The following is a 13,109-nucleotide window of genomic DNA, read 5'->3' as shown; positions in this document are numbered from 1 at the left end:
AGTCCTTACTTTTCCTCGTACTTTTTTTAAAGAAGTGGAAATTAAGCCCGATCAAACCACTAAAATTTATTTAGCAACACCAGGCATTTTAAATTTAAACAGTAGTAACGTGGGCGGAGTTAGTACTTTATACCGCATAGATGAACATGGACGCCAACATGTCATTGGCCAATTAGAGGAAAACCCCACAGGAGCAATTACTATGCAGCCAGGAAATTACCGATTGGTATTCCGGGCTTGTGAAGCAATGGGAAGTAAATACACCCAAGTAAAAGATTTTTCAATTTCATCAGGATCAACAACCACAATTAAATTAAACGGGAGATGACAAAATTTTCATACACCGAAAAAAAGGATACCCGATCCGGATTCGGAGCTGGTTTATTAGAAGCTGGTAGAAAAAATAATAAAGTAGTAGGCCTTTGTGCCGATCTAATTGGCTCATTAAAAATGGGAGATTTTCAGCATGAATTTCCAGAGCGCTTTTTTCAGGTAGGTATTGCTGAAGCCAATATGATGGGGCTGGCAGCAGGAATGGCTATTGATGGACATATTCCTTATACAGGTACTTTTGCAAACTTTTCCACAGGAAGAGTTTATGATCAAATCAGACAATCCATTGCCTATTCAGGTAAAAATGTAAAAATATGTGCTTCTCATGCTGGTCTTACCTTGGGAGAAGATGGGGCAACCCACCAAATATTGGAAGACATCGGTATGATGAAGATGTTACCTCACATGACCGTTATTAATCCTTGTGATTACAATCAAACAAAAGCGGCCACTTTAGCCATTGCTGATTATCAAGGCCCTGTTTATCTTCGGTTTGGAAGGCCAAAAGTTCCAATTTTCACACCCAAAGATCAAAAGTTCATAATTGGTAAAGCCTTGCATCTGGTGGAAGGAAAAGATGTAAGTATTTTTGCTACTGGTCATTTAGTGTGGGAAGCGATTGAAGCAGAAGCTATTTTAGCATCAAAAGGAATTAGTGCTGAAATCATTAACATCCACACCATTAAGCCTCTAGATGAAGAAGCCATCATAAAATCTGTCATTAAGACAGGATGTGCTGTGTCTGCTGAAGAACACCAAATTGCAGGTGGTTTAGGTGAAAGTATTGCCCAAACGTTGGTAAGAAACAATCCAGTTCCTCAGGAATTTGTGGCTGTTAATGATTCTTTTGGAGAAAGTGGTACCCCTGCCGACTTGATGAAAAAATATGGTTTAACTGCAGAACACATTGTTGACGCCGCACTTAAAGCTATTGAAAGAAAAAGTTAATCAACTTATTCTAATTCTAAAATCAAAAGAGGCTGTTTTATTATCTAAAACAGCCTCTTTTTCCTCCCTTCTACTCCCCTATACTTTTAGAATCCATTTAATTATGTTTAACCAAAACTTTTTCATTCCTATTCGGCATCAAATTCATTTCTTCTTTATCAATAATATATCTAATTAACCTTTTTAATTGCTTAGGCTTGATTCCCCCTTTAATGTGAACCGCAGTAAAAGAGTTATCTTCAAAAACTACTACCATCAACCGTTTTATCTTACTCTTCCTCTTATTGTATTTAATAGAAACCTTTACAAAACTATCCGCACTATTTACCGTCAATAAATCCAGATAATTTTGGCTTACAGCCCAATATTTAAAACCTCGAATTAACTCGGTGTTATATAAAACATCTGAATTTCTTTCGACATTCATTATCCTTACACTGTTAACTTGTTTCAATACTTTGATGCCCAATTTTAACTCCGGATTATTTTTACGATTGACAAACAAAGACACTAAACTGGCTGGGCCGTGAGTCAACCAAACAGGTACGCCCAAAAGGTGTGATTCTCCCTTTATCTTATTTTCTTTATAAAATCTCTTAAGGGATTTCTTTTTTTCTTTTGCCTGCCCCTGAGAGAGAAAGGTAAAAGAAAACAATATTATTAGGGAGTATCTTAAAATTCTGATCATAAGAAAGTCTTTTTAGTATTTTCAATTAAATCACCACTTTTCAGAATCAATCAGCAGCATATTTATTTCTCAATCTTTTTCAGATATTTTAAGCCTTCAACATTTAATTCCTGAGAAAGTAGAGCAATCCTTTTCAAATCTATATTTCCCTTAATATCGACTAAAACCTGATCTGTACCACCAACAACCATTAACAATTCAGAGATCAACTCCCCTTCCTGCTTAATGAGAAATTTAATATTTTCTTTTGCATCCTTAACCGTCATTATTTCCAGGTATTCATCTTTTGAGATCATAGAAGTAAGTTCTTGATAAAACTCTTTACCATTTGTTTCATCCACACGATGATCAGATGCCAAGATTTTCAATTCATCTAATTGGTCCGAAATGGCATTCACCGTCTTCATCGTTTTCTTGGTTTCTTCATCAAAGCCTTTATTTTCACCTTTGGTAAAAGTCGAAACCAAAGAGAACATATGTTTGGATATAAATACATAAGTAAATCCCTCCTTTTCTGCATATTGGTCAAAAATATCATCTATAGATTTATTCTGAGAAAAGGTAAGATTAGGAATCAATCCTATTGCTAAAATTAAAATGAACTTCTTCATGCTTCTCCTTTAGTTTATTAAGTAAGGGTATTAAAATTTTAATTTATTCAAATCTTCAATTTTCTTTAATTCTCTATTTCCTTTATTGAGTTTTTGTGAGATTAATAATAAGGCCTTTTGGGTTTCAAGATAGGCTTGCTCTGGGTCATTAACCGTACTTTTTGTTATAGAATCTTCTCTCTTAAAAAAGTCTGGTTGAGCAAGGAAAAAATACCCCAAGAGCAAGAGCAAACTAGCCGCTATTGACAATTTTGAGAAATTCAACCCTAACAAGTTGAATTTTCTTTCATGAGAAGATTGGGCACGAATCTTATCGATTACCTTTTTCTCAAAGGAATGATCTTCCAATTTTTCCAATGACGCATTTTGGAAATATTTAAATTGTAATTGAACGGGCTTTAAATGGTTGGGGACATCCTCCCCTTCAAAATATGCTCTTAATTTATGTTCTTCCCCTTCTGAGGTATTGCCTTCATAATATCTTTCCAGCAACTTTTCAACAACTTTCGATTCCATAACCATGAATTTTATTAAGTTCTTCTCTAACTTTCTTTCGGGCCCTGGATAAATTAACTCTTAAAGTGTTGATGTTTAGCCCTGTAATAATTTCTATTTCTTTAAATGATTGTCCTTCTATATCCTTCAAATGTAAGATCAACCTTTGTTGCTCAGGCAAACCTTGAATAATCTTTTGAATAACATTCATTGTATCTCCCGTTTCGGTTTCCTTATATGGCGTAAGAAGGTCCATCCCATGGTCAATTTTTTCTAAACCCTCCATATTTCGTCCTTTATATTTTAAATGATCAAAGCATAAATTCTTCGCTATCGTCATGGCAAAAGCATCCAAGTTTTTGTATTCCCCCAACTTTGTTTTTCGCATCCATAATTTCACAAAAACATCCTGAATTACATCTTCTGCTTCCATTGGGCTTCCTAATAAACTTTTTGCAAATCGAAATAATTTATTTTTTAAGGGTAGTATTTCTTCTAAGAATTCTTCCTTAGTCATTGTTTATAGAAAGTATAAAGAGTTAGTTATTTTGAAGACGATTAAGCATTAAAAACATTACAGAGGCTAGAAAAAATTTTATTAAATTTTTAAATTAATCGATAAGATTTATCGATTAGGCAACCTATTTGTAAAATCCTTCACACAACATAAGTGACTTATTAAAAAGGAATTAAATTAGAAATCTCCATTTACTCTTCTTAGTTTCCTTATAAAAACCAATACAAAAATTTCTCAGATCCTAAAAGAAAAAAGACATCACAACTATGATTTTCTAATCAAAAAAATGAAATAGGATATTAAGATCTTTATCACTAATCCCTATCAATGGTAAAAAATATAGCTTCATGCAATTTGATAATTTCCTTACTTCCTTTTTAAACCAAATCGACAAAACAATAAAATTTAACCTTAGTTTAATTTACAAACCCTCTAAATTAAAGGAAGAAAAAGCTTTTGATCATCATGGGGAATTTTCATTTGATCAATGCTTAATTCTTGGAAGTTATATTATGGGTTAATCTCCATCTAAGGGCAAAAGGAAAATAGAAGCAATTGTAACTTATCTGAGCGCAAAAAAATCAAAACCAACCCACCTAATTAAGTGGTTAATTTTAACTTCTAAAAATCAATGACCAAAGTTTTAACCATAATTGGAGCAGGAAAAGGTATTAGTTTAGGTGTTGCTGAACGATTTTACAAAGAAGGATTTCAAGTAGCACTGGTATCAAGGAATATTGAGAAACTAAAGAACCTTCAAGACCATTTGCTCCAAAAGAATATTGAAGCACACATTTTTTCAGCTGATGCCGGAAAATCGGAAGAAATTAAGAGAGTACTTCAAGAAATTGAGGAGTCATTGGGAGCCACTCAAATCTTGCATTACAATGCAGCCGTCGTAAAAAAAGTCAATATTTTGGAAGAAGATCCCGAGCAAATCAATTCTGATTTTAAGGTGAATGTAACCGGGCTGTTGACTGCTTCTAAGATAGTTATTGACAAAATGAAAAAAGATCAAGGGGCTATTTTAACGACTGGAGGAGGGTTGTCCCTGCAACCCTGGCCAGATTACGGATCATTGGCTATCGGTAAAGCTGGACTAAGGAATCTAACTTTTTCCTTACATTCTGCCCTGAGAAAAAAAGGAATTTTTGTGGCTACTGTAACCGTCAAAGGATTAGTTTCAGATAATGACCCAATTTATAATCCTATGGCTATTTCGGAAAAATTTTGGGAATTATATTCCAAAAGAAAAGCTATGGAAATAGTTTATTAGCGAAAATAGGAGATACATTGGTTCTGAGAAGTGAATTCATGCCCATAACAAATTGCCTTCTTAAACAGAACCGAACTTTATCCTCTTTTCTTACCTTTTAGGTTAAAAGACATTTTTTAAACCATTATGGCCGTGAAAAAGATATATGGGTGCCTATTTTTTCTACTTTTCCCTATAAATATATATATCCCCTCTCCTACCTACTACCTAACCATTGATCATATAAAGGTCATTTACAACGACAAAACTATTACTCCCTCTTTACCAATTGAAATGACTTTGGAGGAAAATACCTTTAAATCCATCATTATATACAATCGAGACAATTACTTGTACAGTAACGAATTCAAAATAGGTAGAAGCGGAAATCGATTAAAACTTTCTCATCGTGGTTATCTAAAATTTAAAGATCAAAACCCGGTAAGGGGTAAATTAAAAAAGGACGTGCTTTACATTAATATTTCCGCAGATGAAAAACTTAGTGGAACCAATAGCGAATTGCTCCTGTTGGACAAGGAGAATATGATAACCTTTTTCGCAAGTTATCACTATACACTCAGCATCAGTCGTCCTTAAAAAAGTCCTTGAAACATGAGTAAACAAAATGCTTTCCTATATGCTGCCAGCTTCGTTGGCCTTTCTGCTTTCATTATTCTTCTTATCGTTGCCACCACCGGAAAAGATTCAAAACCTCAGGACTATGAGTTTAGACAACTCACCGCCATTGAGTCTGTTATTCCTGGAGGAATTGGAAGATCCCGACTGATCACTGTAGATGCAGATGGAAAAATGAAGGAAGTTAAATTACAAAACTTCTTCAGTGTAACGGGGATAAACTTCTCCAATGTGCGAAGTAATGATTTAGTAATAACCTCAGAAATCAGCTCCTTATATCAAGAAGGATGGACTGTTGTGGAAGTTACAGCAGGTGTCCTTGCCAGAGGAAGTGGTAATAAGGAAGGAGAAGGCCTGTTCATCACACGATATTTGCTAAAAAGAAGACAATAAGTAATGATAAAGGTGGAGACAATTCACCTTAAACTAGATCCATCGAATTATTTCCTTACCAACAATCACTCCCCCTTTTATTAGCATCTGAGAGTTAAGTACTCATTTCACCCTTTTCTTTTACAATTTTGGAATATTATAGTTTATTTTTTGGGTTTATTTATCTTTGCTGTTATTCTAGAAACAATCCTTTCTCCTGCAAGAGGCTCAAAATTCATTGGAGATATTTAAAAGCATTGACCTCGAAAAAGGATATCAAAACATAAGAATCAATAAAATGAAAGATTTTTTAAATGAATTGGAGTGGAGAGGCATGATCCATGACATGATGCCTGGTACTGAAGAACAACTTCTAAAAGAGATGACCTCAGCCTATATTGGATTTGACCCAACGGCTACTTCACTTCATATTGGCAATCTTGCCACTATCATGTTACTTAAACAACTGCAATTAGCAGGTCATAAACCAATAGCCCTAGTTGGTGGAGCAACAGGAATGATTGGGGACCCATCTGGTAAATCTGAAGAACGAAATCTATTGAGCGAAGAAGTTTTAAGGGCCAATCAGGAAGGTATTCGTAAACAACTAAGCAAATTCCTAGATTTTGACTGTGGTGAGAATTCAGCCGAAATTGTCAATAATTATGATTGGTTTAAAAATTTTGGATTTCTCGAATTTCTAAGAGATGCGGGAAAACATATAACGGTCAATTATATGACCGCTAAAGATTCGGTCAAAAAACGGTTGGAAACTGGATTATCCTTTACGGAGTTCTCTTATCAATTACTGCAAGGGTACGATTTTTATCATTTATATCAACATAATGGGGTAAAACTTCAAATGGGAGGATCAGACCAATGGGGAAATATTACCACAGGTACTGAATTCATTCGAAGAAAAGCAGGTGGAGAAGCCTATGCCCTTACCACTCCCTTGATTACAAAATCGGATGGAACCAAATTCGGAAAATCAGAGGGCGGCAACGTTTGGCTTGACCCTGAAATGACTTCCCCATACCATTTTTACCAATTTTGGTTAAATGTTTCTGATGAGGATGCGCCAAAATTGCTAAGGGTTTTTACTTTGTTAGACAAGAATACAATAGAAAAACTTGAAGTAGACCATAAAGAAGCACCACATTTACGCATTATGCAACAGGCATTGGCTAAGGACATTACTATTAGAGTACATTCCGAAGAGGATTATGAGATGGCGGTGAAAGCATCAAAGATATTATTCAGCAAATCTGCCACTGAAGAATTAGCCACCATAGATGAAAAGACCTTATTGGCAGTCTTCGAGGGTGTTCCCATGGTAGATATTTCCAAAGATGTTCTTGAACAAACGGCAAATGTGACCGAATTGCTCAGTGAAAAATCTCAGGGAACCATTTTTAAATCAAAAGGTGAATCCCGAAAAATGATAAAAGGCGGGGGTGTGAGCATTAATAAATCTAAAATAACGGATAGTGAGGCGCCTGTAGATTTTGAATTACTTCAGGGTAAATATCTGTTGGTGCAAAAAGGTAAGAAAAACTACTTTTTAATAAAGGTGAATTAAATTAACTAAAATTTCGAGCTTGTTTTAAAAATAAATCAAGCTCGAAATTTTGATCTTCCGCTAATAAAAAAACATAAACCTCCCTCCCTTCCCAATACTTCTCCACATTTCCAATCCAAGGTAGTCCTTTGAAAATTTAATATTAACCACTACCTTACTAAGACCTTTCCAAAGGCCTCCATCTAATTGCCTACTAAATTCTCTCCTCCAAATCCCCCTTTAAAAATTTCAGAAATGTTTCAAAAATTTTATAAAATAAGACAGCTACTTTATAAACTGTTAAAGTCTGAAGAAGCGATTAAAAAAAATAACATACTAACAGCAAAACTCCTTTCGTCCCTGCATTCTAATATGCAGAGTTCCATCCTTAACAACATTCAGATAGCAGAATATAAAGTTTTTTCCCAATGGGGTGACGATGGCATCATTCAGTTTTTAGTAAATTACCTTGATATTGACAATAAAGTATTTGTAGAATTCGGAGTTGAAAATTATGAAGAATCAAACACTCGTTTCCTATTGATTAACAATAATTGGAAAGGATTGATCATGGATGGCTCTGAAAAGCACATCAAATATATCAAGAGAGACAACCTTTATTGGCAACACGATTTGACCGCAGTTCATGCTTTTATTACAAAGGAAAACATCAACTCCCTCCTAACGAAATATGGTTTTACGGGAGAAATAGGTTTGTTACACATTGATATTGATGGTAATGATTATTGGATTTGGAAAGAAATCTCAGTAATAAATCCCATAATAGTAATAATGGAATATAACAGTGTTTTTGGACCAGAAAATCCATGGACAGTTCCCTATAAAAAGGATTTCTATAGGACTAACTATCACCACAGCAACCTGTGTTTTGGTGCCTCTATTACCACTTTATGTGATTTAGCAATGAAAAAAGGATACGCATTTATTGGATGCAACAGCAATGGCAATAATGCATTTTTTGTCAGAAAAGACAAACTTAAGAGATTACAACCTAAAAGTATCAAGGAGGGATATGTGTACTCTCATTTTAGGGAGAGTAAAAACCAAAGAGGAGATCTAACTTTTATAAATGGGCAAAATAGGATAAAAGAATTAAAAGGAGTAAAAATTTACAACACCAGAAGAAAACAACTAGAAGAGATTTAATCCTTACCAATAATACTTCCAAAATAGATTTAAGGTTCCTGTTCTCCCTTCTTTGGGGAAATAAAACTCTGAAGTATTAACCACTACAGAGTTTTATTTCTACATTTTATTTATTTGAAAAAGTATTGCTTAGCCTACTTCAACCATCTGTCTAACCAATTAAAGAATTCCCGCTGCCAAACTATACCGTTTTGAGGGGTAAGTATCCAGTGATTTTCTTCAGGGAAATACAATAGCTTTGATGGTATACCCCTTAATTGAGCAGCCTGAAAAGCCTCCAGCCCTTGCTCAATAGGCACTCGAAAATCCATTCCTCCTTGAATAATGAGAATGGGTGTGTCCCAATTTTGCACATAATTACTTGGGTTAAATTTTGTGTATGCTTTAGGCTTTGGTTCTTCCCAATACGGACCACCTAAATCCCAATTGGCAAAAAACAATTCTTCAGTTGTTCCATACCAGCTTTTCATATCAAACAAACCATCGTGTGCAATAAAAGCTTTAAAACGTTGATCGTGAATACCAGCAAGCATAAAAACGGAATAGCCTCCATAGCTCGCACCTACACACCCCAGACGATTTGCATCTACATATGGTTCTTTTGCCACATCATCAATCGCCGCCAAATAATCCTTCATTGACTGCCCTCCCCAATCTCCGCTAATGGCTTCATTCCACTCTCGGCCAAAACCCGGTAGACCTCTTCGGTTTGGGGCAACAATAATATAATCATTGGCTGCCATCAATTGAAAATTCCAACGATAGGAGAAGAATTGAGAAACAGGGCTTTGAGGTCCCCCTTGACAATAAAGAAGTGTAGGATATTTTTTATTTGGATCAAAATCCGGCGGTAATATCACCCATACTAACATTTCTTTTCCATCGGTAGTTTTCACCATTCTCCTCTCTACCTTTCCCATCTTTAATTTTCTTAAAACTTCTGCATTTTCAAAGGTTAAAGCCTGAGAGGAACCTGTTTTAATATCTACCTGATAAAGTTCAGTAGGTGCTGACATAGATTGCTTTAAGGAAATTAAACTACTACCAGTAATTCCTAATGACAAATAATTATGGGTACCTGTGGTAATTTGACGAATGTTATCCTCTTTAATCTTTTCGAAATTTGAAGGCACTTTCATCTCAAATAATTGACCGGTGGCATTTACGGTAGCTAAGAAATAAATCTTACTTTTATTTTTCCCCCAAATAAAAGAAGAAACCGTTTCATCCCAATCATGGGTCAACATTACTTTTTCCTTCCTTGAGAAATCATAAACCGCGATCTCATTTTTATCAGATTCATACCCATCTCTGGCCATACTTAACCAAGCAATCCTACTTCCATCGGGTGAAAATAATGGGTGGGTATCGTAGCCCATCATTCCTTCGGTTAAATTTTTTGTCGTCTTATGTCCTGTGTCATAAAGGTAGATATCGGTATTAGTGCTGATGGCATATTCCTTACCTGATTTTTTCTTACACACATATGCTAAAAATTTACCATCAGGAGAAAAAGTATAATCTTCAGCCCCTCCAAAAGGTTTTGTAGGAGTGTCAAAAGCCTCACCTTGCATAATATCAACTCCTTCTCCTTCCTGTAAACTTCCATTTTTATATTCTACAAGAAATAAATGACTGTGAAACCCATCACTCCATTGGTCCCAATGCCGATACATTAGATCATCAATAATCTTCACTTCTGCTTTTGGCAAATCCGGATGCTGATCTAATGTATTTTGCCCCACTTTAACATTCTTAGAATAAGCAATTTTATCCATGGTAGGAGCATATTGATAAGAGGTAATTCCACCTTTAACTTGGGAAACTTGTTTCAACCCAGATCCATCAGGATTTGCTTCCCACAATTGTCCTTTTAAAATAAAGGTAATCTTTGTACCGTCTGGAGTCCACCCAGGCTGACCGGCACTGTTTTCCAATTTAATCTGTGTTGTACTCCCGTCCTTTAGGGATTTAACAAATAATGCATTTTTTCCCGAGTTAGAGGATAAATCATAATTGGCCACCCCATATAATACAGACTTACCATCGGGTGATACAATACCTCCATTTACTCTTCCCAATTCCCATAATTTTTCGGGAGTTAATTTGTCTTGAGCTTTAACTCCTCCCCATGAAATTACACAGGAAAGCATTATCAGCCAGAAATTTCTATAGGTCTTCATCATATTGCAATTATAAGTTCTGGTTAAAAATTAGAATTGAAACAAACATAAACCTGTTTTCTTTCAAATGCAAAACCTCAACAAGCAGGCAACCTTTGAAAGTAATAAATAGACCAGTTTTACTCTAAATCCTCAAATCCCCGAAAAAATCTTAAATCAATTTTCTCTTAAATGAAAACGACTTGATTAAACCTGAGAATTGCCAATTGAATGCACTACTGATCCTCCTTTCTCCCACTTTTACTCCCGTAAGGGATCAAAAATTTATTGTGAAAGGGGAGCAAAATGTCCACCTCAATTAAAATGAACATTGTTTCTCATTTGGAAAGCAACCATTTCGTTACAAAGAAATCTACAGTAAAAAAAATATGTTTATATAAAAGAAGAAGTATATGGATTCGAATAATGATCAAAAACTTGGGAATTAATTGTGAAATAATTTCTACCACTATAATTTTTAAACTTTTTATTATGGAAAGAGGTGGAAGCGATAAGATGAGGATAAATAACATCCGACATCGTATCGATGAAATAAAAGATCAGTTGGAAAACAGCAGGCAAAAGGCTGTAAATTCCTTAGAAAATGAGAAAATGAAATTTCGCAACTCCCTTAATGAAGCTCAAAAACAGATTAATGAAATTAAAAAACAATCCTATAAAGAAGGGGAGAAACTTCAAAGGGAATTTGACGATTTAAATGTTCAATTAGCTCTTGGAAAGGCCGAAACCTTAGAAGCAATAACCAAGCAAAAAAATCAAATTGATCAATCCTATTCTAGGCTAAAAGCGGATATTAAGGGTTCCTTAAAAAAGGCACCGCAGTCATTAAAAGTGGCTTTGAGAAAATATATCCAAAAGCTAGAGGATGAAAAAGAGGAATTAGATGCGCGGCTTGAGTTACAAAGATTAAGATTCGCCGATGAAAAAAAAGAGTTAGGCAAAAAATACGTGACAAAAAAGGAACAGATTGAACACGACTTAGAGAATATTGAAAACCGAATAAATGACAGCTGGGGTCAAACTAAAGAAAAAATTGGCCACATAGCTGATGAGATCACTAAAAAATACGAAAGTCTGAGAAAAAGAATAAATAAATAATCAAATCGGAAAATACCCTAAAAACACACCCTAGCCGATGGAAAAGCCTGAAAGCTAGGGTGTGTTTTTTGAAAACTATATTACTTTTTTCCCACATTACGCACTCTTTAGTCCATATTCTAGGTTTTTGAAATTGGAAAATTGGTTCTTTATCTCCATTTTTCGATAAATTATTCTAAAAAAGAACTTAAAATACTGTTTTATGGCACTGATCAGTAAAGAAAAATTCACTTTTGATCGAGTGGTAAGAATAGGAATTGCTCTTTTCATACTTTGGGCAGCTTATCGCCTTATTGATTACCTAAAGGATGTATTAATTCCCTTTGCTGTTGCCGCTATTATCGCCTATTTACTAAATCCATTAGTCGTATTTCTTCAAAAAAAATTAAGAATCAAGAAAAAGGCCCTCGCCATTTTTATAAGTCTTTTTCTAACACTGTTAACCTTGACACTTAGCGTTCGAATTGTTTTTCCCATAATAGGGGATGAAATCACCCAAATTGGCACACAACTGAATGATTTATCTAAAGGGATCAAATCAGATCAAAACATTCCCGTAACAGTAAAAGAGTTCTTTTATAACTTATCAGAAAATGAATCCATAAAACAGTTCTTGGAAGCAAAAAATTGGCAGGATTATGCGATTGAAACTTTAAAAAAAGTAATTCCTGGAATATGGAAATTATTTTCAGGCACTTTAGATCTGATTTTAGGCCTTTTTGGTACGTTGGTGATTCTCCTTTATGTCATATTCATTCTGATTGATTATGACAAAATTATGTCAGATTTACAAAAAGTGATTCCCCCTGCTTATAAAGAACACATATTGGGTGTAATTGAATCTTTCACTTCCGCTATGAGCAAGTACTTTAGAGCTCAAGGTTTGGTTTCCGTGATCATGGCAATCCTTTTTTCAGTAGGTTTTAGTTTAATCAACCTACCATTAGGAATATTAATCGGTATTTTTACCGGCTTACTCAATATGATTCCCTATATGCAAACCCTAGGGTTTGTCCCAGCTGCTATTTCTGCTTTTGGGCTTTCTCTTCAAACTGGTCAGGGATTTTGGAAAATTATGGCTTTAGTGCTTCTTGTATTTGCTGTGGTACAAATTATTCAAGACACTATTTTGAACCCAAAAATAATTGGTGAAGCAGTCGGTTTGAACCCTGCTGAAATGCTACTTTCACTTTCCATTTGGGGGAAATTACTAGGTTTTCTTGGTCTATTAATTGCTCTCCCGAT

General features: G+C 34.9%; 13 protein-coding genes and 1 pseudogene. 9 read left to right on the top strand and 5 right to left on the bottom strand.

Annotated elements, in window-relative coordinates:
* Together E1171_RS23930 and E1171_RS18065 are read left to right on the top strand one after the other, a co-directional pair.
* Positions 1–328, top strand: a pseudogene (locus tag E1171_RS23930) (vWA domain-containing protein); the annotation flags it as partial.
* On the top strand, positions 325–1,281 hold the full coding sequence (locus tag E1171_RS18065; RefSeq protein WP_155207459.1) for a transketolase family protein: 957 nt from the start codon (positions 325–327) through the stop codon (positions 1,279–1,281). The pseudogene E1171_RS23930 and the gene E1171_RS18065, both read left to right, overlap by 4 nt.
* A gap of 97 nt (positions 1,282–1,378) precedes the next feature.
* Here the strand turns inward: E1171_RS18065 and E1171_RS18060 are convergent, their stop codons facing one another.
* From E1171_RS18060 to E1171_RS18045, 4 genes are all read right to left on the bottom strand, one after another.
* The gene (locus E1171_RS18060) at positions 1,379–1,969 is read right to left on the bottom strand and encodes a DUF4252 domain-containing protein (RefSeq protein ID WP_155207458.1); all 591 of its coding nucleotides are present in this window, start codon (positions 1,967–1,969) and stop codon (positions 1,379–1,381) included.
* Positions 1,970–2,031: 62 nt separating this feature from the next.
* Positions 2,032–2,580, bottom strand: a complete 549-nt coding sequence (locus E1171_RS18055) for a DUF4252 domain-containing protein (protein ID WP_155207457.1) — start codon at positions 2,578–2,580, stop codon at positions 2,032–2,034.
* Between the two features lie 30 nt (positions 2,581–2,610).
* Positions 2,611–3,096, bottom strand: coding sequence for a hypothetical protein (locus E1171_RS18050; protein ID WP_155207456.1), 486 nt, complete (start codon positions 3,094–3,096; stop codon positions 2,611–2,613).
* The gene (locus E1171_RS18045; protein ID WP_155207455.1) at positions 3,077–3,592 is read right to left on the bottom strand and encodes an RNA polymerase sigma factor; all 516 of its coding nucleotides are present in this window, start codon (positions 3,590–3,592) and stop codon (positions 3,077–3,079) included. Before E1171_RS18045 ends, E1171_RS18050 begins: the two co-directional genes overlap by 20 nt.
* Before the next feature lie 631 nt (positions 3,593–4,223).
* On the opposite strand from E1171_RS18045, the gene E1171_RS18040 reads away from it, so the two are divergent.
* The 5 genes from E1171_RS18040 (at position 4,224) to E1171_RS18020 (ending at position 8,583) form a co-directional block, all read left to right on the top strand.
* Positions 4,224–4,868 (top strand): SDR family NAD(P)-dependent oxidoreductase, encoded by a 645-nt coding sequence (locus E1171_RS18040; RefSeq protein WP_155207454.1) that lies wholly within the window; start codon positions 4,224–4,226, stop codon positions 4,866–4,868.
* A gap of 132 nt (positions 4,869–5,000) precedes the next feature.
* Positions 5,001–5,444, top strand: a complete 444-nt coding sequence (locus tag E1171_RS18035) for a hypothetical protein (RefSeq protein ID WP_155207453.1) — start codon at positions 5,001–5,003, stop codon at positions 5,442–5,444.
* A 15-nt stretch (positions 5,445–5,459) separates the two neighbouring features.
* On the top strand, positions 5,460–5,876 hold the full coding sequence (locus E1171_RS18030; RefSeq protein WP_222931537.1) for a hypothetical protein: 417 nt from the start codon (positions 5,460–5,462) through the stop codon (positions 5,874–5,876).
* Between the two features lie 277 nt (positions 5,877–6,153).
* Entirely contained in the window at positions 6,154–7,437 is a 1,284-nt protein-coding gene (tyrS, locus tag E1171_RS18025; protein WP_155207452.1) for a tyrosine--tRNA ligase, read from the top strand.
* A gap of 234 nt (positions 7,438–7,671) precedes the next feature.
* Entirely contained in the window at positions 7,672–8,583 is a 912-nt protein-coding gene (locus E1171_RS18020; protein WP_155207451.1) for a hypothetical protein, read from the top strand.
* Between the two features lie 134 nt (positions 8,584–8,717).
* Here the strand turns inward: E1171_RS18020 and dpp5 are convergent, their stop codons facing one another.
* Entirely contained in the window at positions 8,718–10,769 is a 2,052-nt protein-coding gene (dpp5, locus tag E1171_RS18015; protein ID WP_246164413.1) for a dipeptidyl-peptidase Dpp5, read from the bottom strand.
* A gap of 468 nt (positions 10,770–11,237) precedes the next feature.
* Between dpp5 and E1171_RS18010 the strand changes: the two genes are divergently transcribed.
* Both E1171_RS18010 and E1171_RS18005 read left to right on the top strand, forming a co-directional pair.
* A complete protein-coding gene (locus E1171_RS18010; protein WP_155207450.1) occupies positions 11,238–11,864 on the top strand; it encodes a coiled-coil domain-containing protein in 627 nt (208 codons plus the stop codon).
* 202 nt (positions 11,865–12,066) lie between these two features.
* The coding region (locus E1171_RS18005; RefSeq protein WP_155207449.1) for an AI-2E family transporter at positions 12,067–13,109 on the top strand (1,043 nt) is incomplete at its 3' end.

This window comes from Xanthovirga aplysinae, from assembly GCF_009711365.1.
GTDB classification, from domain to species: Bacteria; Bacteroidota; Bacteroidia; order Cytophagales; family Cyclobacteriaceae; genus Xanthovirga; species Xanthovirga aplysinae.
This window is presented reverse-complemented; position numbering and strand designations above follow the sequence as displayed.

Bases quoted from the DNA above. Each gene is read 5' to 3' on its own strand.
- E1171_RS18065 (WP_155207459.1), top strand. From the start codon at position 325: ATGACAAAATTTTCATACACCGAAAAAAAGGATACCCGATCCGGATTC.
- E1171_RS18060 (WP_155207458.1), bottom strand. From the start codon at position 1,969: ATGATCAGAATTTTAAGATACTCCCTAATAATATTGTTTTCTTTTACC.
- E1171_RS18055 (WP_155207457.1), bottom strand. From the start codon at position 2,580: ATGAAGAAGTTCATTTTAATTTTAGCAATAGGATTGATTCCTAATCTT.
- E1171_RS18050 (WP_155207456.1), bottom strand. From the start codon at position 3,096: ATGGAATCGAAAGTTGTTGAAAAGTTGCTGGAAAGATATTATGAAGGC.
- E1171_RS18045 (WP_155207455.1), bottom strand. From the start codon at position 3,592: ATGACTAAGGAAGAATTCTTAGAAGAAATACTACCCTTAAAAAATAAA.
- E1171_RS18040 (WP_155207454.1), top strand. From the start codon at position 4,224: ATGACCAAAGTTTTAACCATAATTGGAGCAGGAAAAGGTATTAGTTTA.
- E1171_RS18030 (WP_222931537.1), top strand. From the start codon at position 5,460: ATGAGTAAACAAAATGCTTTCCTATATGCTGCCAGCTTCGTTGGCCTT.
- tyrS (WP_155207452.1), top strand. From the start codon at position 6,154: ATGAAAGATTTTTTAAATGAATTGGAGTGGAGAGGCATGATCCATGAC.
- E1171_RS18020 (WP_155207451.1), top strand. From the start codon at position 7,672: ATGTTTCAAAAATTTTATAAAATAAGACAGCTACTTTATAAACTGTTA.
- dpp5 (WP_246164413.1), bottom strand. From the start codon at position 10,769: ATGATGAAGACCTATAGAAATTTCTGGCTGATAATGCTTTCCTGTGTA.
- E1171_RS18010 (WP_155207450.1), top strand. From the start codon at position 11,238: ATGGAAAGAGGTGGAAGCGATAAGATGAGGATAAATAACATCCGACAT.